Below are 22932 nucleotides of genomic sequence, written 5' to 3' on the forward strand. Positions count from 1 at the left end.
TAAATCCGCTTTCCTTACATGATCGTCCTATTACTTCTTAGCCCAATAATCAAACACCGTGACTTTCTCAGGAGCAGGATTTAACAGCGCTACAAAGGCTTTGTGATCCGGATGAATCAGATAGGCATCTCTATCACTCTCGCTACTGAAAGTAAGTATAAAGCAATGTGTCAAACCATTATTCAAGTTTTCAGGACTGTTATTGGTTCCCCATTCAAGTGATTTAATGGTTGGGATTTTATGCTTCAAATCATTCAAAGCTGTTACCACTTTAGTGATATAAGTGGCATCCGTTCCTTCTTTCCATCCAAATAGCACTACATGGCGAAGCACTTGTTTTTGTTTGGTTTGTTGGGCATTTACGGTATAGTTAGAAAGTAAAATAAGGGTAATTAGCAATAGTTTTTTCATGATAATTTTTTTTGAAATATACGAATTATTTGATTTGGATTTGCATGATCAGGTTAACGCTGGCGCAAAATTTGCCATGCAAGAAGGATACTAGCAACCTACTATGTAGCGAATAGCCCGACGCTATAAAAAAGTGGGAAGCCAAATGCCGTTTACCCCTTGATTTGTTTCAAAGAAGTTTTGATTCCTCGTATCAATGACGAACTGAATCCGTGCATTTCCATTTCGTTCAATCCCGCAATGGTGCAACCTTGTGGCGTTGTCACCCGGTCAATTAATTGTTCTGGGTGTATTTGTTCTTCCATGATCATTTCGGCAGCTCCTTTTACCGTTTGTGCCGAAATTGCTAATGCAGTTTGCCAGTCAAATCCTATTTCGATTCCAGCTTGCATCGATGCACGAATATAACGCAAGGCAAAAGCTGTTCCACTAGCTGCCAGTACAGTTGCTGCATCCATCAATTTTTCATCTATAATAGGAGCAGTTCCTAAATCTTGAAAAAGAGCCACCGTATATTGTGCTTTTTCTTTGTTTTTTTCATGAAACGCGATACAGGTTGCAGAAGCGCCAAATTGTGATGCAATATTTGGCATTATGCGAACAGCGCTATTCCCTTCGCCTATCTTATTTTGTAAGTTTTCTATTGACAATCCACTCACTGCCGAAGCGATTACTTTATTAGAAATTACAGGAAGAATTTCGGCCAAAACGGTATCTACCTGGTACGGTTTTATAGTAAGAATGATAATATCTGCATCTTGAATTTGATCCGTGTTATCTGTAGAAACTGTTACTCCTAATTGTTCTAAATAAAGAATACTCGTTGTATTTCTTCTGGTTACGGTGATTTGATTTCCTTGTGAAAATTTTGATAATCCTTTTGCGATAGCTACGCCTAAGTTTCCTCCGCCAATTATGTGTACTTTCATGCTGATTTTGGTTTTCTTCTCCCAGACCCTCTTCGAAGCAGAGGGAGCCGATATGGAAAGTGTTGCTTATAATTTTTATGAATTAAAAATCCGTGTTAATCTGTGCCATCCGTGTTCTTTTTTTAATTATTATCTTTTGCGGACAACTATAGTATATTTTTTTTTAATTTTAAATTCCTAAAATAAGATTGGCAATTCCGAAGTAAATCATAATTCCAAAAACATCATTTGTGGTTGTAATAAAAGGGCCTGTTGCAATGGCGGGGTCGATATTGTTTTTATGCAGGAAAAGTGGCACCAAAGTTCCTAGAGTAGCAGCAAATAATATAACGACAACAATAGATATCGAAATCGCCATTCCTACCTGAAATTGTCCATACATAAACGTATGATAACCCAATACCAGCAGTGCGATTATAGTCCCGGAAATCATCGCAACCGAAATTTCTTTACTGAAATAATTACGGCTAAATTCTTTCAAAGTACCATTTGCCAAACCTTGAACAATAATTGCCGAAGCTTGTACCCCAATATTTCCTGCTGTTGCCGATAGCAATGGCATAAAAATAATTAGTGTATAAAATTTTTGGGAAGTGGCTTCATTTCCTTTAATAACATAGGACGCAATAAGTTCAATAAACATTCCGATTAACAACCAAGGCAAACGCGCTTTTGTATGTTCGTAAATGCTATCGTTCGTTTCAACGTCTTGGGTAATACCTGCAGCCATTTGGTAATCTTTATCCGCTTCGTCCTTAATTACATCTATAATATCATCAATGGTGATTCGGCCTACAAGTCGTCCCAATTCATCAATTACAGGAATAGCCTCTAAATCGTATTTTTGCATGATTCTCGCCACCTCAACATCTTCGGTATCTACATTTACCGAATTTAATTTCCGGATGTACACATCACTTATCGCGGTTCTGGTTGAAGTCGTCAATAAATCCTTTAGCGATAGACGTCCTTTCAATCGGTCTTCATCATCTACCACATAAATAGAATGCACCCGAGAGATATTTTCTGCCTGGATTCGCATTTCCTTTACACAAGTTAGCACGTTCCAATTTTCGTTGACCTTAACCAACTCTTTGTGCATAATTCCGCCCGCTGTGTCCTCATCATAACGCAATAAGTCAACGATATCCTTCGCATGTTCAACATCCTGAAGTTCTGATATTACTTCTGCTTTAATTTGTTGCGAAAGTTCGGCAATAATATCGGCAGCATCATTCGTTTCTAATTCATCCAGCTCTTCCGCAATTTCTTTTGGCGAAAGCCTGCTTAATATATTTTCCCGCAAATCATCTTCTAGTTCAAGAAGAATCTCTGCCGTTTTTTCACTGTCTAATACTTTAAAAATGTAAGTTGCTTCGTCAAAATCAAGCTCGTCAAGAATTTCAGCAATATCAGCATGGTGCATGTCGTTGAGTAAGGTTTCCAATTCCTTATCATTTTTATTAACAATGTGTTGCTCTAATTCCTGGATTAGCGTTTTGCTGATTTTAAACTCCATCGGCTTCTATTTTTTGAGTGAGTTCTATGAACTGTTCTACATTTAATTGCTCAGGTCGAAGGTCAAAAACTTTATCTTCTCTTAAACTATCAGACAAATTTAAGGTTTTTAAACTGTTTCTCAAGGTCTTTCTGCGTTGTTGAAAAGCCGTTTTAACCACAGTGAAAAATAATTTTTCACCGCAAGGCAAACTGTAATCTTTTTTTCTGCGCAAACGCAACACGCCCGATTTCACTTTTGGTGGCGGAATAAATACATTCTCGTCTACGGTAAAAAGATATTCGGCATCATAAAAAGCCTGAACCAAAACCGACAGAATTCCATACGCTTTCGTTCCCTTTTTTTCACAAATACGTTGGGCCACTTCTTTTTGGAACATGCCTGCAAATTCAGGAATCTGATTGCGATATTCTAATGCTCTAAAAACAATTTGAGTCGAAATATTATACGGAAAATTCCCGATTATAGCGAATTGCTTTCCTTCAAAAATCTCATTGATGTTGTATTTCAGGAAATCCTTAGAAATAATCTTATCCTTCAATTTTGGATAATTTTCGTCTAAATACGTTACTGATTCGGTATCGATTTCTATCACATACGTAGTGATTGGTTTGTCCAACAAATATTTTGTCAAAACACCCATTCCGGGACCTATTTCTAATACATCATCATATCCATCTAAATTCAGTGTGTCAGCAATATCTTTTGCGATGCTTTCGTCTTTCAAGAAATGTTGTCCGAGGTGTTTTTTGGCTTTTACTTTTTCCATTTTGTTTGTTTTTTTGCCACAAAGGCACAAAGTATTTTATATGTTTTTGTTTTGCCACGAAGGCGCAAAGACACAAAGCGTATTTATATTTTTTTTAATATTGGAGGTCGCAATTTGCGACCTCCAATATATCTTTTTTTAAAATCCGAAGTTGATATCGTAAATTAATAATTCAAGATTTTGATTCAAAACGATACCTGAATGTGATTGCTTCATTGCCCGCAATGACTCTAATAATCCGAAATCAACTCCAATTCCGTTCTAAAAGCGAGCATTTTATCTCCAAACAATTTCACTCCTTCTTCGCGAAAAGCGGGTGCATCTTCCTGATAATATTTCTCCAAAGTTTCTTTGCTGTCCGTCGTGTATTGCACAGAATAAGTCACTCCGCCCATTTCTTCTTCAATTAAAACCCGCACCATTCTAGCCGAGGAAAATTTCCTGGTAGCCAAAATTTCCGGAATGTGCTTGTGTTGCATCCAAATCATCCATTGATCGTGAACGCTTTCATGTATGTTTGTGGTAACGTTGTATATTATCATTTCTTACTATTTAATTGTTGATTTAATTAATCCGCTAACAATTAACCGATTAAAGATTACTTATAAATTCGTATCACCCCGCAATTGCCTGAATTTTTTTCGGGCTTCCACAAAATAAATACTGTCTTCGTGACTAAAAATAATCTTTTCGTATAATGGTTTTGCCTTTTCGGGCTGATGCAATTGTTTGTTATAAATTTCTGCCGAGAAATATAAAGCCTCATCAATATAAATTCCGTCGCTATGCTTGTCTATTATATTTTGATATTGGCTTAAAGCCAAAGTAAAATCACCTGTTTTTTCATAAATTTTACCCAAACGCAATAACGTCACCGCCTCTATTTCCTGTCCATTATAGTTTTTCAGAATCGTTTTAAACTGCGTTACCGCTTCATGATTCCTGTTTTGATATAACAGGTAATCTCCTTTTGCAAATTGCTTCAAAGCCGTTTGTGTTGAATCGGCAACGGTGTTGTCATTTATCAAAAGAAAATATTCCAAAGCATCATTTGCGATCAGTTGCGTATTCGCTGATTTCAATTCCTTGAATTGTTTCAAAGCCCAAATAAAATCTGTTTTGAAATAACTTGTTTTAGCGGCTTTCAAACTCGCTTCATGCGCTACAATATCATTTTTCAAATCTAATTCTATCTGCGAATAATAGATTAAAGCCTGATTGAATTTTTCTTCGTAAAGCAAAATATCCGCCAACTCCATTTTGGCCTGAGCCACTTCATAATCGTTCAACTGTAATTCGAGTGCTTTCTTGACTATTGCTTTTCCTTCCTCCGGTTTTTTCGAATTGAAAGCTACAAAATGCGCCTGAATCAGCTGCAAAGATAAGGTAAAAGGACTTATTTCAAATTGTTTCAATAAACCCTCTAATTCCGTATTGATAGCAGCATACTCTTTTTCTTGCGCTTTTTCAATTTTCATTTTAATCAAATAGGAATTCGCCTGAATCAGCAGCTCTAAATCTTTTGTGTTTTCCAATACAAAACCCAGAATTTCTTTGGCCGCTTCCTGATTGTCTTCTTCAATAGCCAATTGTCCTAAATTCACAATATTAGAAAGCGATTCCGGATCGCGTTTGTAAATGGCTTTTTCCTGAATAAATGCTTTTTCGAACTCTTTTTGTTGGATATAAAACCAACTCAAATAATGATTCCAAAAAAGATCTTGATTTTTTTGAGCCCTTATAATTAATGCTTTTCGAAGTATTTCGCTAAAATTAGCATCGCCCTCATCAACCATAAAACGAGACAGTTGATTTTGAATCTGTATCGAGTTTTGGGGATTCGCATAGGATTCATTCAGAAAGGTATTAATCATCATTTCCTGATTGCCTAATTGACCATAAAGCAATCCGATTTGATAATTGAAATTTAAATTCGATTCTAATTCTGATGCCGCCTGATAGGATTTCAAGGCATATTCCAACAATACTTTTCTCTCAAAAGAATTGGAAATACCATATACTTCATTTGGATTTTTTTTGATTCTGTCTAATGCTTGCTCATAGTAAATTTTGGCTTTAGCATCATTTTTTTGCAACTGGAAATTGTATCCCAATTCGACCAAAAGATTCCCTTGTTTGTATTTGTCTAATCGGTCCAGTATTGCTTTTTCGGTAACAGAAAACTGCTGTAATTGTTGGTAACAGTCGATAGTTCTTAAAAAATACTCTGTATTTTGCGGCAGGTTTTCCAGTAATTCTTCATAACTGATTTTTGCTTTTTCAAAATCGCCCTTGTCATAATAATACTGCGCCAATTGTTCGTTTTGAGCAAACGCAAATAGCGATAAAAATAGGTGTATTAAGAGAACGATTTTTTTCATTTTTTATCTGTTTTTCTAATTCAGATTTAGGTTTTGGAATAAACATTTGGTGTCTTTATTCATTTCCCTTTTTAATCCATTTTCCAACTTCCGGTGCGGTGTAATTTTCCATTTTGTTCAGCAATTCCTGCGCATTATCACTGACCAAAATCATCTTTTGATTGATTTCTTTTAAAAAACCGTTATCGACCATTTTTTGAATAAATTCCAATAACAAATCATAAAATCCATCAACGTTTAGAATCCCAATGGGTTTCTTATGAAGTCCGAGTTGCCCCCACGTCAGCATTTCAAAAAACTCCTCTAAAGTTCCAAATCCACCAGGCAATGCAATTACGCCATCGCTTAATTCATTCATTCTGGTTTTTCTTTCATGCATGCTTTCTACAATGATTAATTCGGTCAAATTATCGTGAGCCACCTCTTTAGACATCAAAAAACGAGGTAAAACACCAAATACGTTTCCGTTTTCACTCAAAACACCATCTGCAACCGCACCCATTAGACCAACTTTTGCGCCACCGTAAACCAAATCAATGTTCTTCTTAGCCATTACCTTTCCCAGTAAAAAAGCTTGAAGCTCATAATTTTTTTCATTCCCAAAACTGGAGCCACAGAACACCGTAATTCTTTTCATCAACAAAATATTTTTCAGTAATGCTTTAACTAATTGATACTATCAAATCCGCAATATGGACGCAAAACCTCAGGAATTACAATGCCTTCCGGAGTTTGGTAATTTTCTAAAATTCCAGCCAAAACTCTTGGCAAAGCCAATGAACTTCCGTTTAAGGTGTGTGCTAATTGATTTTTTCCGTCTTTATCTTTAAAACGTAATTTTAAACGATTCGCTTGAAAAGTTTCAAAATTTGAAACTGAACTGATTTCTAACCAACGGTCTTGCGCGGTAGAAAACACTTCGAAATCATAGGTCAAAGCTGCTGTGAAACCCATATCTCCACCACAAAGACGCAATATTCGGTATGGTAATTTCAACTCTCGAAGAATATTTTTAACGTGTTCTACCATTTCATCCAAAGCTTCATACGATTTATCCGGATGCTCTACACGAACAATTTCCACCTTATCAAATTGATGCAAACGGTTCAACCCACGTACGTGAGCACCATAAGAACCCGCTTCTCTACGGAAACATGGCGTGTACGCCGTTGTTAAAACTGGTAATTCATTTTCGTTAAGGATTACATCCCGAAACAAATTAGTCACCGGAACTTCAGCAGTTGGAATTAAGTATAAATCATCGGTTTTATCATGGTACATTTGCCCTTCTTTGTCCGGTAATTGTCCCGTTCCGTATGCCGATGCTTCATTTACCATGTGCGGAACCTGAACTTCATTATACCCTGCAGCGGTATTTTTATCTAAGAAATAATTGATTAAGGCGCGTTGTAATCGTGCTCCTTTTCCTTTATACACCGGAAATCCTGCACCCGTGATTTTCACTCCAAGTTCAAAATCGATGATGTCGTATTTTTTTACCAATTCCCAATGCGGTTGTGCGCCTTCGTGCAAAACTGGAATCTCCCCTTCTTCAAAAACGTTTAGGTTTTCCTCTGGTGTTTTCCCATCAGGAACTATATCAGCAGGAAGATTGGGTAACGTATATAATTTCTCTAAAAGTGCTGCGGCAAGTACATCAGCAGTTTCAGCTAATTTCTTGCTTTTTTCCTTTAATACAACTGTTTTTTCTTTTAAGATTGCGGCTTTAGCTTTCTCTCCAGCTTTCATCAATTCGCCAATATCTTTGGATAATTTATTAGATTCGGATAAAATTCCGTCTAACTCTACTTGCGTAGCGCGACGTTTTTCGTCCAGTTGTACCACTTCTTCAACAACACTTGTAGCATCGATGTTTCTCTTTGCCAAAGCGGTGATTACTTTTTCTTGATTCTCTCTAATAAATGCGATTTGTAACATAGTTGATTTTTTTAACGCTAACTTATATAATAATGGAAGCAAATTTAAGGAAATGTTTGATAGAAATGAGGGAAAGTTTGTCCAAAAGTCTCAAGTCTTAATGTCTTAAAGTCAAACGCACCAATTAGTACCCGATTAGTATCGCAGGTTATTTACAATCAATAGAATGAAGTCAACAACCAACTAAACGCAATAAAAATGATCCTTTAAGACTTTAGATTAGCCTCTTTTAATCTCATGCCCTACAAATTCTTCTAAAGTGGCAAACATGTCCTCTACAGAAAGGACTTCGAAATCTGGGTGGGTTTTAAGAAAATCAGCATTCAGCGTAATTAGGTTTTCTTCTATTTCAAAAAAAGCGTCGTTGTTAAGTAAATCTCGAATAGGATTTACGCCTTCCAATTTTCCTTTTAGGAATTTATTCAGCTTAACACTGCTCATTAATTTTACTTTTTTGGACTGCTGTTGGAACAGTTCCAAATGCTTTTCGGCGCCAATCAATGCCAAACCTTCTTCAATCAATTCGTTCAGTTCTTTGTCCCAACCCGAATTATATACAAATTGAGCAAAATTTCCTTCGGTATATTGCGACGTATAATAATCTAAATAATAACTCATTATAGCATCTTCATGAATCAAATCATCCTTTACGCCTTCCTCACGCATTAAGTTGATTACCGAAATATTAGAGTGAATTACATCTTGGAGATTTTCACTGTTCATTGCTGTTTCTGAAATAATTATTCTACCGAATTCCATAGGTTTTGTGTTTGGATATTTGCTGCAAATTTCGGGTAAATAAAAACAGAAAAGAAATACAATTTGATTTATATGCTATCCGATTCGTTACTATTCTTTTTCTGATTCATTTTTGTAACCAAAGCTTTTAAGCGTGCTGCTTTTTCTTTATTTTCTTCTTGAAGTTTAGCCTTCTTTCGATTTAGCAATTTGGTGTGCAACGCCTTATTTTTGGTGTTTTTTTCGGGTCCTTTTGGCATGATTTATAATTTTTTGAACTCATTATATAATTCAGTCGACAGCAAATTATATGACTCAATATACCTATCTAGTTCTTTCAAGTTTATAAAATCTGATTTAAAATAGGGATGTTTTTTAAAAAGAAGCACCCATTTTAAAAGCCCGGTAGGAAGCCTTTCTTTTATTATAAGAATTGAATCTAAATTATTATGCAAATCCAAATGAAGCTTACTTAAAAATTCTCCTATAAAAATATTTTTTCCACTTACGGATATTTCAAATTTCCCATCAATATCAATGTTTTTCAAACCGTTTAATTGTTTCTTTTTGCCAATTATAAATACTACATCATTATTTATAATCCTTTTGATTACTTCAGAGTTACGTCTTTCGGGTAAATACATATTTATATAATAAAACATATAGCCCGCAACATACGCTAATGATAAATTATACATTACATATTCAAATTTCTCTGGATTTTCCACTAACGATGGAAGTTTATATGGAATGTAATCAATCCAAATAACTAGCATTATTGACATCAATAAACAATAATCTATTTTTCTCATTTTTCCAACAAATAGTTAGTCTGCCGCATAGACTATTTTTAATTTTCCAAATATAATCTTTTCACACAAAAAACATTAATTATCATTTTATTTCAGCAGAGAAAAGAGCTTTACAATGAATTCACCTTTAACATATATTTATTAAAAAAAATAGGTTGCGTAATCTCAAAATTATTGCAACAGGAAATATCATATAAAATCAATAGTTCATATTCCTCCTAAGCTGGAATAAAAAACATCATCGAAATCCCAAATGCCCTAGCCCCAATAGCAGTGAAAATCCTTTTACTTTTTTCTTTAAAAAGTAAAAGATTGCAACGGATAGCGGGAAATAGCTTCAAATAAAAATTCTATTGCTTATTTTTGCACCCAATAAAATTGAATCATGATACAGAATCCAAAAAGATATACGATTACAGCAGCATTGCCTTATACGAACGGACCGATTCACATTGGCCATTTGGCGGGTGTTTATGTGCCTTCGGACATTTATTCCAGATATTTAAGATTGCAAGGAAGAGACGTTTTGTTTGTTTGCGGAAGTGATGAGCACGGCGTGGCGATTTCGATGAAAGCCAAAAAAGAAGGCATTACACCACAGGAAGTAATCGATAAATACGATGGAATTATCCGGAAATCATTCTCTGATTTTGGAATTTCATTTGATAATTACTCCCGAACTTCGGCTAAAATTCATCATGATACCGCTTCTGAATTTTTTAAAAAACTGTATGATAAAGGTGATTTTATCGAAGAAGTAACCGAGCAATTGTATGATGCAAAAGCGGATCAATTTTTGGCAGACCGTTTCGTGGTGGGAACTTGCCCAAAATGTGGCAACGAAGAGGCCTACGGCGATCAATGCGAAAAATGTGGCTCTACATTAAACGCTACGGATTTGATTAATCCAAAATCGACAATTACAGGAGAAACTCCGATTATGAAAGCAACGAAACACTGGTTTTTGCCTTTGGACCGTTATGAGGATTTCTTGAAAGAATGGATTCTTGTTGGACATAAAAATGACTGGAAACCGAATGTTTACGGGCAAGTAAAATCGTGGATTGACGGCGGATTAGAACCTCGCGCGGTAACTCGTGACCTCGACTGGGGAATTGATGTTCCCGTTGAAGGTGCCGAAGGGAAAAAATTATACGTGTGGTTTGATGCGCCGATTGGCTATATTTCATCTACGAAAGAATGGGCTTTGCGCGAAGGAAAAGATTGGGAACCGTACTGGAAAGATCAGGACACAAAACTGGTTCACTTTATTGGGAAAGACAATATTGTTTTCCATTGCATTATTTTTCCTGCGATGTTGAAAGCCGAAGGAAGTTATATTTTGCCGGACAATGTGCCTGCAAATGAGTTCTTGAACCTGGAAGGAAACAAATTATCTACGTCTAAAAACTGGGCGGTTTGGCTGCACGAATATTTAGAAGAATTCCCAAATCAGCAAGACGTGTTGCGTTATGCTTTGACATCGAATGCACCGGAAACAAAGGATAATGATTTTACTTGGAAAGATTTTCAAGCGAGAAATAATAATGAATTGGTAGCGATTTACGGAAATTTCATTAATCGTGTAGTCGTTTTAACCAATAAATACTACAACGGAATTGTTCCGCAACCGAATGAACTTTCGGAAGTGGACGAAGCGACTTTGACCGAATTGAAAGCGTATCCGGCTGTGATTTCAAGTTCTCTGGAGCGTTATAGATTTCGTGAAGCGTTGAGCGAATTGATGAATGTAGCTCGTTTGGGAAATAAATATTTGGCCGACGAAGAACCTTGGAAAGTAATCAAAGACTATCCGGAGCGCGTGCAAACCCAAATGTATGTGGCGTTGCAAATTTCAGCTGCTTTGAGTTCACTTTGCGAACCGTTCTTACCCTTTACAGCTACAAAATTATCAAGAATTCTAAAAATAGAAAGTCCGTTGAACTGGAATACTGTTGCTCAAAATTCTGATTTGATTCATGCTGGACACCAAATTGGAGAAGCGGAATTATTGTTTGCCAAAATTGAAGACGAAGAAATCCAGAAACAAATAGACAAACTTGAAGCGACTAAAACGGCTAATAAAGCAGAGAATAAAGTAGCAGAACCACAGAAAGAAGCGATTCAATTTGAGGATTTTGCCAAAATGGATATCCGTACAGGAACGATTCTGGAAGCCGAAAAAATGCCAAAAGCCAACAAGCTTTTGATTTTGAAAGTTGATACTGGAATTGATGTTCGCACCATTGTTTCGGGAATTGCGGAAAGTTTTAAGCCGGAAGATATTATTGGTAAAAAAGTTACTGTTTTAGTGAATTTGGCACCAAGAAACCTTCGGGGTGTGGAAAGTCAGGGAATGATTTTGATGACAACAAATGCCGAAGGAAAACTGGTTTTTGTAAATCCGGATACGGATGGTGTTGCGAATGGAGAGACGATAAATTAAAGAAAATCAGAACCCTTTTAGGTGTTAAAACCTTAAAAGGGTTAATATATGTATACTATGAGCCTAAAAGTAATTGCTTTCGATGCCGATGATACCTTATGGATCAACGAGACCTATTTTGACGAAACCGAGAAGAAATTCTGTGGTTTGATGGAAGATTATTTATCACATCAGGGAATTTCTAAAGAACTCTTCAAGGTGGAAATCGATAATTTAAGATTGTACGGTTATGGAATCAAGGGCTATATTCTTTCGATGATTGAAGCGGCGATGACTATTTCAAACCACACACTTCCTATAGAAATCATTGAAAAAATCATTCAATACGGAAAAGAATTACTGGAAAAGCCTATTGTTTTACTGGATGGAGTGGAAGAAACTTTAGAAACTTTACACGGTAAGTACAAATTGGTTGTTGCCACTAAAGGTGATTTATTAGACCAACGCCGAAAATTGCATAATTCCGGTTTAGGACATTATTTTCACCATATCGAAGTGATGTCAGACAAGCAGGAAATTGATTATTCTGATTTAATAAAACGATTAGAAATAAAACCAGAGGAGTTTTTTATGATTGGAAATTCTTTAAAATCAGATGTTTTACCGGTTTTAGCCATTGGCGGGTATGCCGTTCATATTCCTTTTCACACGACTTGGGCACACGAGAAAATTGATCACAAAGTGGAACATGAAAACTTCAGCGCTTTTGAAAAAATAACTGATGTTTTAAAAAGATTATAATAGCTGTGAGAGTAAGATAGATAACTAAGCTAATATCAAATTAAGCATTTAGAAAACGGGTAAAAAGATCAAATCAGTTGTTTTTTAATCCAAATAATATCTATAATTGATTAAATAAGGGCTAAATTAGGTGATTTTTCAATTATTTTTTTATTTTTTTTAAAAGAATAATTTTTTTATTTTTTTTTAAAATACTATAAATCAGTGATTTACATAGAAAAATAAGTTTTTTCTATTGTGAAATTAATATTAATTCTTACATAATTAACAGTTTAAATTTTTTAATTAAACTTTGTGATGTAATTTTGCATTAAATAAAAATTGAAACAATATGAAAAAAATCATACTTACTTTAGTATTTGCTTCTGCAATGACCACTATGAGTGCTCAAACAGAAACTGTAAAAAGCACAGAAGATGGCTTTAACAAATGGTCAGTTGAATTAGCTGCCGGTTTTAATAAACCACAAAGACCAATGACTCCGGGTTACTCAACTACATTAGTGAGCCCTTATGTTGTTGACTTGGGTGTGCGTTACATGTTTAACAACAAATTTGGTTTAAAAGCTGATGTTGGTTACAACAGTTTTGAAGGAAGAAACAATTCTAAGGATTTTGACATGAAGTACTACAGAGTAGACTTACAGGGTGTTGCTAACTTAGGAAGAATCATGAGTTTTGAAACTTGGACTAACACCATTGGATTATTAGGTCATGCTGGTTTTGGTTTATCTCAAATGGAAAGTCAAAAATCATCTCTGAAAGATAGAATGGGTAATTTTATGGCTGGTGTAACTGGTCAAATAAAATTAACTAACAGAATAGCATTAACAGGAGATTTCACAACAATTCTTAATGCGAAACAAAATGTTGCTTTTGATGGCGCTAGTTCTTCTAGCACTAGAGGATTTGGTGGAATCCTTTTTAACGGTACCGCAGGTATAACAGTTTACTTAGGTAAGAATGTAAAACATGCTGACTGGGTTCTTGATAACGAGGACAGATTCATTGCTATCGAAAATAGACTTTCAACTATCGAAACAAAGATGGCTGACACTGATAATGATGGAGTAGCTGATTATTTAGACCAAGAGGCTAACACTCCTGCAGGTGCAATGGTTGACACTAAAGGTAGATCAATTGACAAAAATAACAATAACGTTCCTGATGAAACGGAAGCTTATATTTTGAAAAATTATGCTAGCAAAACTGGTGATACTACTACAGTATACGATAACGAATTAATTAAAAGTTTAATTAATGGTGGTTATGTTGCTGTTTATTTTGATTTCGATAAATCTAAACCAACTAATGTTTCTACTGAAGGTATAGATTTTATTTTAACTTACTTAAGAAACAATCCTTCTGCTTCAGTTGATATTACTGGTCATGCTGACGAATTAGGAAGATCTGCATACAATGATAAATTATCTAATGCAAGAGCTGCTAATGTAAAAAACACTTTAGTAAAAGCGAATGTTGATGCATCAAGATTGAATGTAATTGGTGCTGGTGAAGATACATCAGTTGATAAAGTTTCAGAAAATGCAAGAAAATTAGTTAGAAGAGTTACTTTCATAGTAAAATAAGCTACTTTTTTTATAATCAAAAGCCTTAGAAGAAATTCTAGGGCTTTTTTTATGCTTAAAAAGTTTCGTTTTAAGCAGTACAAGATACCTATTTCATTACCCCTTTTTTTTCTGCAAAACAATTAAAATGGATTGTATTACAGCCCGACAGCATAAAGCGCTAAAACTTCCTTTCTAACCTTTTTGCTCTAGGATTTCTAACGGCAAAATCCGAATTATGCCTTCAGTATTGGTTCTGCTTCTTTACACCGTAAAAACAGCAGCTTTTAATTTTTATTAATTGAACTCACTTTTAATTTCACTGATTTTAGACTAACCCTTCAAAAGCAACAGAACGAATTCAAAACACGACTGCTATTTTTTATCCCATAGGTAAAATTATTTGTAAACCGTTTTTTTGGTTGTTCTCTGTTTCGATTTTATTCGTTATCTTACCTGAAGCTATTTCTTTGTTACAAATCCCTCCGATTTCCATCCTCCCTGACCATCCTAGATTAATGGCAATTGGGAAATTAATTTCAAGAGATTATTAATCCGCAAAACTAAGTTTTTTGTAACTTTACTAAAAACTCACTCTCATGCTATCAAAAAATATAGAACTCGCGCTTAATCATCAGATTCGCATTGAGGCCGAATCATCTCAAACTTATCTTTCTATGGCATCTTGGTCAGAAACAAATGGTTTGGAAGGAATTTCAAAATTTATGTATGCCCAATCTGACGAAGAACGGGTACACATGCTTAAATTGGTCCGGTATATAAATGAACGTGGTGGCCATGCAAGAGTAAGCGAATTAAAAGCTCCGAAAATTAGTTATGAAACATTCAAGGAAATGTTTGAAGAACTTTATAAACACGAAATTTTTGTTTCTGAATCGATTAACGAACTGGTTCACATTTCGTTTTCGGAAAAGGATTATGCCACCCATAATTTCTTGCAATGGTATGTAGCCGAGCAAATTGAAGAAGAAGCCCAAGCTAAGCTTATTTTAGACAAAATAAACCTCATTGGGGATGACAAGGGTGGTCTTTATTTGTTTGACAGAGATATTCAACAAATGGCAAATAGCTCTACAACCAAATAATCTTTTGCATTTATAAATAAATAACTTGATTTTAATTCTTTGAAAAATTGAGTAAAAAGAAAAAAAATAAGGAAAAGAAAAAGAATGTTCCTAAGGACAAACTCAAATCAAAATGTTGTGAAAATTATAAAAAAGGGGAAGACAAGCGTTGCAAGCGTTGTCCTAGATTTGATTTGGGCAAAAAATAAAAATAAAAAGTGTTCAGTCACAGTTTACAGTCGCAGTCCACAAAATTTAAAAAAACCACCGATGACTGTCGATGGTTTTTTTGTTTGGTTTTCAGTCACAGTTTGCAACATTACAATAACTACAAACCGGGTAGCGATTTCTCTTTCTTCTCAAGGGAGAAACAACAAAATGGTGTTGAAATAATAAACTTTAAATTGAGACCGAAAACCGGGACTGCTCACTGGATGTTATTTGCCTAAAAGAAGTACATCATTGACAACCACTTCCGTAATATAACGTTTTTCTCCGTTTTTATCATCGTAACTTCTGTGGGTCAATTTGCCTTCAATCGCAATTTCTTTTCCTTTAGTAACGTAATTTTCAATAATTTCAGCTGTTTTTCCCCAAGCTACTAGTTTGTGCCATTGGGTTTCTTCTACTTTTTCTCCTTTGTCATTTTTATAGCTTTCGTTTGTGGCTAAAGTGAAATTGGCTAATTTTTTTCCTCCGTCAAAAGTTTTGATTTCCGGATCATTCCCTACGTGTCCAATTAACTGTACTTTGTTTCTTAATGCATTCATGGCGTGTAAAATTTAAATGTTAGTGTGTATAAGTTATTTGGTTAATTATTGTTTCAAATCAACACTGCAAAGATGCTGCGGGTTCAAAAAATTATTCGGTTGGTAACTATTTACTTTCGGTTGTAACTATTTGTAAACGTTTGTAAGTGGAAATATTTGATTATATTTGGGAGGAATAGTATTGTAGCTATTTTAAAAAACATTAAAAAATGATAAAGAAAGCTTTAGTTACAATGCTTCTTAGTTTGATTTTTAGCAAAACTTATTCACAAAAATTTAATGTAACAAAACTTGACAGTTTATTCAAAGCTTTAGACGAAAAAAATATGTTTATGGGAAGTATTGCCGTTTCGAAAAACGGGAACATAATTTACTCCAAATCTATTGGTAAAGCAGATATAGCAACTAATAAAGGCTTGTCGCTTAAAACAAAGTATCGCATTGGCTCCACTACAAAAATGTTCACTTCTGCATTAGTATTGAAAGCCATTGAAAAAAACCGAATAACACTGAATCAAACTATTGAAAAGTTTTTTCCAACTATTGAAAATTCAGAAAAAATAACAATTGAAAATTTATTAAAGCACCGTAGTGGAATAGCAGATTTTTTAGGAGCAGATGATTTTGCTAATGGCTATACTGAAGCTAAATCAGAAGAAGAAATGATTGGCATTATCAGTAAATTGAAAAGTGATTTTAGTCCCAACAGCAAAGCAGTTTACAGCAATTCAAATTATTATTTATTGAGCATAATTCTTGAAAAAATATATGCAAAATCATATCAAGAGCTATTAGATGAACAAATCATAAAACCATTAAAGTTAAGAAAAACTTATTTTGGAGGTAAAATAAATTTGCAGAATAGTGAGTGTTATTCGTATTATTTTTCAGATAAATGGGAAAAAGAAGCAGAAGGCAATACCTATGTTCCATTAGGTGCAGGAGGAATAGTTTCAAATCCATCTGATTTGACCGTATTTATTGAAAAACTATTTAAAGGAGAAATCATTACTCTTAAAAGTCTAAAAAAAATGACACAAATTCAAGAAAAATTTGGAATGGGTATTTTTGAACTTCCTTTTTACGGCGAAAAAGGATTTGTACATAGAGGTAAAATCGATGAATTTAGAACTGTATTGTGTTTCTTTCCAAAAGAAAAATTAGCCATTGCAATTACATCAAATGGAATGGTTTACGAACCAAAAAAAATCATAAAGGCAGTATTAAGTAATTATTTCGACAAACCATTTAAAACTACATTTAGTAATATTGTACTAAAAACAGAAGAATTGGACGATTATTTAGGTCAATATTCCAGTCCTGATTATCCATCAAAAATAACAATTACAAAAAATAACACAACGCTATCTATACAATCTATCGGACAGTCTTCATTCTCCGTTGAACCAACTGAAAAAGATCAGTTTGAAAATATATGGGAAGGGATTCAATTACAATTCAAGCCTAATCAAAACCAACTAATCTATGAAGAAGGAGGTAAAAAATTCACATTGTCAAAACAAACACAAAACCATAAATCTTAAATACCCTAATGGAAGGGAAAATCCTTTTTTGTCTCGTCTTTTTCGAGACAAAAAAGATTGGAATGACAGCAGGAACCAATATTCCAAAAAAAGCCTAATGACTGGATCAAAAAAAGAAATGATGATGTTTTAAACTAATTATCATATAAAATTCTCTATTATCATGCAAACGAAAATAAAAAAAGTAGAATTACGAAATCTGGAACTTGAAGACTACAAGGAATTAAAAAAATCAATGGTAAAGTCTTATCCAGAACTTGCAGATTCGTATTGGAAAGAAAAAGATATTGAAAGATTACTGGACTTATTTTCTGAAGGACAATTCGTAATTATTGCAGATAAGAAGGTGGTAGGCGCTGCCTTTTCATTAATTGTAGACGAAGTCTTAGTGGATAAAAATCCGGATTACGCTAAAATAACAGGAAATTATACTTTCTCTACACACAATCCAAAAGGCGAAATATTGTATGGAATTGATGTATTCATTCATCCTGACTACAGAGGTTTGCGACTTGGCAGACGATTGTATGATGCCCGAAAGGAATTGTGTGAAAAACTGAACCTGAAGGCTATCGTTTTTGCCGGAAGAATCCCAAATTACAGTAAATACGCCCAAGAATTGACTCCAAAAAAATATATCGAAAAAGTAAAACTAAAAGAATTACACGATCCTGTGCTTTCCTTTCAGTTGAGTAATGATTTTCACGTAATGAAAATTATGAAGAATTATCTCCCTGGAGACATCGATTCCAAAGAATTTGCTGTATTATTAGAATGGAACAATATTTATTATGATGAAAGCCCACAATTAATAAATACCCAAAAAAGCATAATCCGAATTGGATTAATTCAGTGGCAAATGCGTCCGTTAATAAATTTAGACGCCTTATTTGAACAGGCAGAATTTTTTATTGATGCCATATCGGGTTATAAAAGTGATTTCGCCCTTTTTCCAGAGTTATTTATTGCCCCACTTATGGCAGATTACAATCATTTAGCTGAACCCGATGCTATTAGAGAGCTTGCGAAATATGCAGACCCCATTCGCAAAAAATTTCAGGAACTTGCCATCTCTTATAATATTAACATCATTTCAGGAAGCATGCCCTATTTAGAAAATGGCGCTTTATACAATGTTGGATTTCTTTGTAAAAGAGACGGAACCTCTGAAATGTATTATAAGATTCACATCACCCCGAATGAAGTCTCACATTGGGGGATGAAAGGCGGTTCACAAATTAAAACTTTTGATACCGATTGCGGAAAAATAGGAATTATGATTTGTTATGATGTCGAATTCCCCGAACAATCAAGACTAATGGCCGATGAAGGAATGAATATTTTATTTGTGCCCTTTTTAACAGATAACCAAAGTGGTTACATAAGAGTCAAACATTGCGCGCAGGCCAGAGCCATAGAAAACGAATGTTATGTCGCCATTGCCGGATGCGTTGGAAATCTTCCAAAAGTGAACAATATGGATATTCAATATGCACAATCTGCGGTTTTTACGCCTTCAGATTTTGCATTTCCAAGCACCGGAATAAAAGCGGAAACCACTCCTAATACTGAAATGACTTTGATTGTAGACGTGGATTTGAATTTACTTAAAGAGCTTCATGAACATGGAAGTGCCAGAATCTTAAAAGATCGCAGAACTGATTTATACGAAATCAAAAAAATCAATCCATGAACAAAACCTGCTTAGAATGTGGAGAGAAAATTGTAGGTCGAGAAGACAAAAAGTTTTGCAGTGACGGTTGCCGTAATGCCTACAACAATAAAATAAACAAAGACAGCACTAATTTTATGCGCAACATCAACAATAAGCTGCGCAAGAATTACCGTATTCTATCCGAGCTTAATGTTGAAGGAAAATCAAAAACCACTCGAGCGAAACTCCTGAGCAAGGGTTTCGATTTTGAATTTTTTACCAATATTTTACAAACTAAAACAGGAAACACCTACTATTTTCTATACGACCAGGGTTACCTACTTTTGGACAATGATTTTTATATGTTAGTCAAAAAAGATATTTAATACCACAACCCATAATCTATCTTACCCATAATGAAAAAAGATTATTCCTCTATTTTTGCCAGTTTATTCATCCTATTAATTCTGGGTTTGATTTACTTTACGATGATGCCACATTGGACTTCGAATGATAAGAGTCCACTCTCTGAATTTTCTACCAAAAGAGCTTTGATTCAAGTGGAAGCGATTTCAAAACAACCCCATTATGTAGGTTCCCAGAATCATGAAGTGGTAGCAAACTATCTCCAAAAAGAACTCAACAAGTTAGGACTGGAAACTTCCATTCAGGAAGGATATACCTTGAGTGATTGGGGAAATTTGGTGAAATCTAAAAATATATTGGCCCGGATAAAAGGCTCTAATAGTTCTAAAGCCTTGCTGTTGCTTACACATTATGACAGCGCACCGCATTCATATTCTAAGGGAGCGAGTGACGCAGGTTCCGGTGTTGCAACAATATTGGAGAGTGTCCGTGCTTTCTTGTATAACAAAACACCACATAAAAACGACATCATCATTCTATTTTCTGATGCGGAGGAATTGGGATTAAATGGCGCAGCACTTTTTGTAACCCAACATCCATGGGCAAAAGAAGTGGGCTTGGTGCTCAATTTTGAAGCACGCGGTTCTTCCGGCCCGAGTTATATGTTGATGGAAACCAATAAGGGAAATACAGGTTTGGTAAAAGAATTTGCTGCAGCAAAAGCAACTTTTCCTGTTTCTAATTCCTTAATGTATAGCATTTATAAAATGTTGCCCAATGATACCGACTTGACCGTTTTTAGAGAACAAGGTAATATTCAAGGCTATAATTTTGCCTTTATAGATGACCATTTTAATTATCACACGGCTCAGGATGACGTCAATCATTTGGACAAAAACACCTTAGCACATCAAGGCTCCTATTTAATGCCTTTACTAAATTACTTTTCGAATGCTGATTTGCTTAACACTCAGGTCACTGATGACAATGTTTATTTTACCATTCCATACACTTTTATAAGTTATCCTTTTAGTTGGGTTTTACCAATGGTTGTAATCGCATTGGCACTGTTTATTTTACTGCTATTTTTGGGAAGAGCCAAACGCATTTTATCATTCCGGGAAATAGGGAAAGGATTTATTCCTTTTTTAGGCTCCCTAATCATTACTGGATTAATTACTTTTTTTGGATGGAAAGCATTGTTAAAAGTATACCCACAATACAACGATTTACTCAATGGATTTACCTATAATGGACATGCTTATATCGCTGCATTTGTACTTTTAGCTCTAGCGATAAGTTTAGCATTTTACACCTACTTTTCGGCTAAAAAAGTCACGATGAATCATTATGTGGCACCATTACTTTTTTGGATTATCATCAATGGAATTCTTGCTTTTGTTTTACAAGGTGCGGGATTCCTGATTATTCCAGTTTACTTTAGCCTTTTTATTTTTGGTGTTTTTATTGTAACCCAAAGATCTAATAAAACACTAAATCTTGTTTGTAGTATTCCCACTTTGATTATAATAGCACCCTTTATCCAAATGTTCCCTATCGGTTTAGGATTAAAAGTACTGTTTGGAAGTGCGATTCTTACCGTATTATCCTTTGGCTTATTGCTGCCTGTTTTTGGAGCTTTCGCCAAAAAAGGAATTTGGTCATTCGTTTTTTTTGTACTCGCTATCGGCTTTTTTGCGAAAGCACATTACAGTTCAGACTATGAATTTGGAAAAGCCAAATCCAACAGTTTGTTGTATATCTATAATGCCGATACGAACAAAGCCAACTGGGTAACGTATGACACCAATCTTGATTCCTGGACCAAAGATTATTTGGGTGAAAACCCGGAAGTCGCAACTGAGATGAATGAAACTCCTTTATTCAGCAAATACAATTCCGGGTTTACGTATCAAACTGAGGCTCCCATAAAAGTATTAGAAAAACCAACCATAGCATTTCTTGAAGATAGCATTGTGGGCAATCAAAGATATTTGAAAATACGCATCTCACCCAACCGAAAAGTAAATCGGTATGATATTTTTGCCAATGAAAAAATGGTTTTTCATAATTTCAAAGCAAATGGTGTAAGTTCTTTAGGTCAGAAAAATTCCTTATACCAACGAAAAGGAAAAAAAATATTGAGTTACTATGTAGTTGATAATGCCCCTTTAGAATTACAATTCACTATAAATACTTCTACCGTTTTAGACATGGAGTTAATGGAAAGTTCTTTTGATTTAATGACTAATCCTTTATTTGGAATGGCAAAAAGAGAGAACTGGATGATGCCAACGCCTTTTGTTTTGAATGATGCCGTGGTAATTAAAGAAAAAATAAAACTAAGTCCAGTAGCACTTGTAAACACTTTGAATAATGACATTGTAACTCCTGTTGTAAAAGATAGTTTGATGATTGGGAGAGACAGTTTGAAAGTCAAATAATTTAAAAAATAAAATGACAAAAATTAGCATTCTAGGTTGTGGTTGGTTGGGTTTGCCTTTGGCGAAAGCTTTATTAGGAAAAGGATCTTCAGTAAATGGATCAACGACTTCAGTGGAAAAATTATCAGTATTGGAAAATGCAGGAATCAATCCTTTTTTAATTGCGCTTTCAGAACGTAAAGTTGACGGAAATATAGCCGATTTTCTGAAGAAATCTGAAATTTTAATAGTTGATGTTCCTCCTAAGCTTCGTGGTCCAGAAAAAGAAAACTTCGTTTCAAAAATTAGAAATGTGATTCCATTTATAGAAAAATCTAACATCAATAATGTGATTTTCATAAGTTCCACATCGGTTTATGGTGATACACATACTGTCGTTTCAGAAGAAACAACACCTCACCCGGATACCGAAAGCGGCAAACAATTACTGGAAACAGAACAGCTTTTGCAAAGCAATAAAAATTTCAAAACTACTGTGTTGCGTTTTGGTGGTTTAATTGGTAAAGACCGGCATCCTATAAAATTTCTGGCTGGCCGTGAAAACCTCGATAATCCGGATGCACCTATAAATCTAATCCATCAGGAAGATTGCATCGGTATTATTCTAAAGATTATTGAGAATAATTCTTGGGATGAAATTTTCAATGCGGTAACATCTTCTCATCCTTCACGAGAAAGGTATTATACCCAAAAAGCTATAAATTTGAATTTGCCTTTACCCAAATTTAATCATTCGACGCCATCAATAGGGAAAACCATTTTGAGTACTAAAATAGAGAGTATTTTAAACTATACTTTTACCAAACAAAATTTATAAA

Annotated in this window: 21 protein-coding genes; 9 read left to right on the plus strand and 12 right to left on the minus strand. The window is 34.7% G+C overall.

The features are described 5' to 3' along the window. Positions 1-30: 30 nt before the first annotated feature. From ACM55G_RS01380 to ACM55G_RS01430, 11 genes are all read right to left on the minus strand, one after another. Entirely contained in the window at positions 31-411 is a 381-nt protein-coding gene (locus tag ACM55G_RS01380) for a Dabb family protein (protein ID WP_416842108.1), read from the minus strand. A gap of 152 nt (positions 412-563) precedes the next feature. Continuing rightward, positions 564-1340 (minus strand): pyrroline-5-carboxylate reductase, encoded by a 777-nt coding sequence (proC, locus tag ACM55G_RS01385; RefSeq protein WP_416842109.1) that lies wholly within the window; start codon positions 1338-1340, stop codon positions 564-566. Positions 1341-1509: 169 nt separating this feature from the next. Then, a complete protein-coding gene (gene mgtE / locus ACM55G_RS01390) occupies positions 1510-2859 on the minus strand; it encodes a magnesium transporter (RefSeq protein WP_416842111.1) in 1350 nt (449 codons plus the stop codon). Next, complete coding sequence (rsmA, locus tag ACM55G_RS01395) at positions 2849-3628, minus strand: 16S rRNA (adenine(1518)-N(6)/adenine(1519)-N(6))-dimethyltransferase RsmA (protein WP_416842112.1); 780 nt, start codon at positions 3626-3628, stop codon at positions 2849-2851. Before rsmA ends, mgtE begins: the two co-directional genes overlap by 11 nt. A gap of 230 nt (positions 3629-3858) precedes the next feature. Further along, complete coding sequence (locus tag ACM55G_RS01400) at positions 3859-4170, minus strand: DUF4286 family protein (RefSeq protein ID WP_416842113.1); 312 nt, start codon at positions 4168-4170, stop codon at positions 3859-3861. Between the two features lie 60 nt (positions 4171-4230). After that, positions 4231-6009 (minus strand): tetratricopeptide repeat protein, encoded by a 1779-nt coding sequence (locus tag ACM55G_RS01405; RefSeq protein ID WP_416842114.1) that lies wholly within the window; start codon positions 6007-6009, stop codon positions 4231-4233. A 55-nt stretch (positions 6010-6064) separates the two neighbouring features. Continuing rightward, positions 6065-6646: an LOG family protein gene (locus ACM55G_RS01410; RefSeq protein WP_416842116.1), complete on the minus strand. Its 582-nt coding sequence runs from the start codon at positions 6644-6646 to the stop codon at positions 6065-6067. A 29-nt stretch (positions 6647-6675) separates the two neighbouring features. Next, entirely contained in the window at positions 6676-7947 is a 1272-nt protein-coding gene (gene serS, locus ACM55G_RS01415; protein ID WP_416842117.1) for a serine--tRNA ligase, read from the minus strand. Positions 7948-8166: 219 nt separating this feature from the next. Further along, entirely contained in the window at positions 8167-8706 is a 540-nt protein-coding gene (locus ACM55G_RS01420; protein ID WP_416842118.1) for a DMP19 family protein, read from the minus strand. 68 nt (positions 8707-8774) lie between these two features. Further along, complete coding sequence (locus ACM55G_RS01425; protein ID WP_416842119.1) at positions 8775-8945, minus strand: hypothetical protein; 171 nt, start codon at positions 8943-8945, stop codon at positions 8775-8777. Between the two features lie 3 nt (positions 8946-8948). Next, complete coding sequence (locus tag ACM55G_RS01430; protein WP_416842120.1) at positions 8949-9497, minus strand: hypothetical protein; 549 nt, start codon at positions 9495-9497, stop codon at positions 8949-8951. Positions 9498-9882: 385 nt separating this feature from the next. Here ACM55G_RS01430 and metG point away from each other — a divergent pair, with 385 nt between their 5' ends. The 4 genes from metG (at position 9883) to ACM55G_RS01450 (ending at position 15357) form a co-directional block, all read left to right on the plus strand. Continuing rightward, complete coding sequence (gene metG / locus ACM55G_RS01435; RefSeq protein ID WP_416842121.1) at positions 9883-11943, plus strand: methionine--tRNA ligase; 2061 nt, start codon at positions 9883-9885, stop codon at positions 11941-11943. 57 nt (positions 11944-12000) lie between these two features. Continuing rightward, positions 12001-12684: an HAD family hydrolase gene (locus ACM55G_RS01440; protein ID WP_416842122.1), complete on the plus strand. Its 684-nt coding sequence runs from the start codon at positions 12001-12003 to the stop codon at positions 12682-12684. Between the two features lie 331 nt (positions 12685-13015). Beyond that, positions 13016-14272 carry an OmpA family protein gene (locus ACM55G_RS01445; protein ID WP_416842123.1) on the plus strand — a complete coding sequence of 419 codons (1257 nt, stop codon included), beginning with the start codon at positions 13016-13018 and terminating at the stop codon, positions 14270-14272. Between the two features lie 578 nt (positions 14273-14850). Beyond that, on the plus strand, positions 14851-15357 hold the full coding sequence (locus ACM55G_RS01450; RefSeq protein WP_416842124.1) for a ferritin: 507 nt from the start codon (positions 14851-14853) through the stop codon (positions 15355-15357). A 416-nt stretch (positions 15358-15773) separates the two neighbouring features. On the opposite strand, the gene ACM55G_RS01455 is transcribed toward ACM55G_RS01450, so the two are convergent. Next, positions 15774-16106 carry a single-stranded DNA-binding protein gene (locus tag ACM55G_RS01455; protein WP_416842125.1) on the minus strand — a complete coding sequence of 111 codons (333 nt, stop codon included), beginning with the start codon at positions 16104-16106 and terminating at the stop codon, positions 15774-15776. 209 nt (positions 16107-16315) lie between these two features. Here ACM55G_RS01455 and ACM55G_RS01460 point away from each other — a divergent pair, with 209 nt between their 5' ends. The 5 genes from ACM55G_RS01460 (at position 16316) to ACM55G_RS01480 (ending at position 22931) form a co-directional block, all read left to right on the plus strand. Continuing rightward, on the plus strand, positions 16316-17650 hold the full coding sequence (locus tag ACM55G_RS01460; protein WP_416842126.1) for a serine hydrolase domain-containing protein: 1335 nt from the start codon (positions 16316-16318) through the stop codon (positions 17648-17650). A gap of 163 nt (positions 17651-17813) precedes the next feature. Next, the gene (locus ACM55G_RS01465; protein WP_416842127.1) at positions 17814-19343 is read left to right on the plus strand and encodes a GNAT family N-acetyltransferase; all 1530 of its coding nucleotides are present in this window, start codon (positions 17814-17816) and stop codon (positions 19341-19343) included. Further along, positions 19340-19690 carry a hypothetical protein gene (locus ACM55G_RS01470; RefSeq protein ID WP_416842128.1) on the plus strand — a complete coding sequence of 117 codons (351 nt, stop codon included), beginning with the start codon at positions 19340-19342 and terminating at the stop codon, positions 19688-19690. The genes ACM55G_RS01465 and ACM55G_RS01470 overlap by 4 nt, the downstream gene beginning before the upstream one ends. 102 nt (positions 19691-19792) lie before the next feature. Further along, positions 19793-22114: a M28 family peptidase gene (locus ACM55G_RS01475; protein ID WP_416842767.1), complete on the plus strand. Its 2322-nt coding sequence runs from the start codon at positions 19793-19795 to the stop codon at positions 22112-22114. 13 nt (positions 22115-22127) lie between these two features. Further along, on the plus strand, positions 22128-22931 hold the full coding sequence (locus ACM55G_RS01480; protein ID WP_416842130.1) for an SDR family oxidoreductase: 804 nt from the start codon (positions 22128-22130) through the stop codon (positions 22929-22931). Position 22932 lies beyond the last annotated feature (1 nt).

Origin of the sequence: Flavobacterium algoriphilum, from assembly GCF_048158655.1 — a bacterium.
GTDB lineage: Bacteria > Bacteroidota > Bacteroidia > Flavobacteriales > Flavobacteriaceae > Flavobacterium > Flavobacterium algoriphilum.

Bases quoted from the DNA above. Each gene is read 5' to 3' on its own strand.
- ACM55G_RS01380 (WP_416842108.1), bottom strand. From the start codon at position 411: ATGAAAAAACTATTGCTAATTACCCTTATTTTACTTTCTAACTATACC.
- ACM55G_RS01455 (WP_416842125.1), bottom strand. From the start codon at position 16,106: ATGAATGCATTAAGAAACAAAGTACAGTTAATTGGACACGTAGGGAAT.
- ACM55G_RS01450 (WP_416842124.1), top strand. From the start codon at position 14,851: ATGCTATCAAAAAATATAGAACTCGCGCTTAATCATCAGATTCGCATT.
- ACM55G_RS01405 (WP_416842114.1), bottom strand. From the start codon at position 6,009: ATGAAAAAAATCGTTCTCTTAATACACCTATTTTTATCGCTATTTGCG.
- ACM55G_RS01410 (WP_416842116.1), bottom strand. From the start codon at position 6,646: ATGAAAAGAATTACGGTGTTCTGTGGCTCCAGTTTTGGGAATGAAAAA.
- ACM55G_RS01440 (WP_416842122.1), top strand. From the start codon at position 12,001: ATGAGCCTAAAAGTAATTGCTTTCGATGCCGATGATACCTTATGGATC.
- proC (WP_416842109.1), bottom strand. From the start codon at position 1,340: ATGAAAGTACACATAATTGGCGGAGGAAACTTAGGCGTAGCTATCGCA.
- ACM55G_RS01475 (WP_416842767.1), top strand. From the start codon at position 19,793: ATGATGCCACATTGGACTTCGAATGATAAGAGTCCACTCTCTGAATTT.
- mgtE (WP_416842111.1), bottom strand. From the start codon at position 2,859: ATGGAGTTTAAAATCAGCAAAACGCTAATCCAGGAATTAGAGCAACAC.
- ACM55G_RS01465 (WP_416842127.1), top strand. From the start codon at position 17,814: ATGCAAACGAAAATAAAAAAAGTAGAATTACGAAATCTGGAACTTGAA.
- ACM55G_RS01480 (WP_416842130.1), top strand. From the start codon at position 22,128: ATGACAAAAATTAGCATTCTAGGTTGTGGTTGGTTGGGTTTGCCTTTG.
- ACM55G_RS01470 (WP_416842128.1), top strand. From the start codon at position 19,340: ATGAACAAAACCTGCTTAGAATGTGGAGAGAAAATTGTAGGTCGAGAA.
- serS (WP_416842117.1), bottom strand. From the start codon at position 7,947: ATGTTACAAATCGCATTTATTAGAGAGAATCAAGAAAAAGTAATCACC.
- ACM55G_RS01430 (WP_416842120.1), bottom strand. From the start codon at position 9,497: ATGAGAAAAATAGATTATTGTTTATTGATGTCAATAATGCTAGTTATT.
- ACM55G_RS01425 (WP_416842119.1), bottom strand. From the start codon at position 8,945: ATGCCAAAAGGACCCGAAAAAAACACCAAAAATAAGGCGTTGCACACC.
- metG (WP_416842121.1), top strand. From the start codon at position 9,883: ATGATACAGAATCCAAAAAGATATACGATTACAGCAGCATTGCCTTAT.
- ACM55G_RS01445 (WP_416842123.1), top strand. From the start codon at position 13,016: ATGAAAAAAATCATACTTACTTTAGTATTTGCTTCTGCAATGACCACT.
- rsmA (WP_416842112.1), bottom strand. From the start codon at position 3,628: ATGGAAAAAGTAAAAGCCAAAAAACACCTCGGACAACATTTCTTGAAA.
- ACM55G_RS01460 (WP_416842126.1), top strand. From the start codon at position 16,316: ATGATAAAGAAAGCTTTAGTTACAATGCTTCTTAGTTTGATTTTTAGC.
- ACM55G_RS01400 (WP_416842113.1), bottom strand. From the start codon at position 4,170: ATGATAATATACAACGTTACCACAAACATACATGAAAGCGTTCACGAT.
- ACM55G_RS01420 (WP_416842118.1), bottom strand. From the start codon at position 8,706: ATGGAATTCGGTAGAATAATTATTTCAGAAACAGCAATGAACAGTGAA.